This is a genomic window from Ammoniphilus sp. YIM 78166, from assembly GCF_004522215.1.
Lineage (GTDB): Bacteria > Bacillota > Bacilli > Aneurinibacillales > RAOX-1 > YIM-78166.
This window is the reverse complement of record NZ_SDLR01000058.1, coordinates 1-346: the sequence shown is the minus strand read 5'-3', so window position 1 is coordinate 346 and position 346 is coordinate 1. Positions and strand designations below refer to the sequence as shown.

At 56.1% G+C, this 346-nt stretch carries 1 rRNA gene; it reads right to left on the bottom strand.

Features of this window, described 5'->3' with window-relative positions:
• Position 1: 1 nt before the first annotated feature.
• A 16S ribosomal RNA gene (locus EIZ58_RS32880) occupies positions 2 to 346 on the bottom strand; the annotation flags it as partial.

The window sequence follows — 346 nt, the reverse complement described above, 5'->3', positions numbered from 1 at the left end:
GGCTGCATCAGGCTTGCGCCCATTGTGCAATATTCCCCACTGCTGCCTCCCGTAGGAGTCTGGACCGTGTCTCAGTTCCAGTGTGGCTGGTCATCCTCTCAGACCAGCTAGGGATCGTCGCCTAGGTGAGCCGTTACCCCACCTACTAGCTAATCCCATCTGGGCACATCCGATGGCAAGAGGCCCTAAGGTCCCCCTCTTTGGTCTTGCGACGTTATGCGGTATTAGCTACCGTTTCCAGTAGTTATCCCCCTCCATCAGGCAGTTTCCCAGACATTACTCACCCGTCCGCCACTCGTCAGCAAAGCAGCAAGCTGCTTCCTGTTACCGTTCGACTTGCATGTGT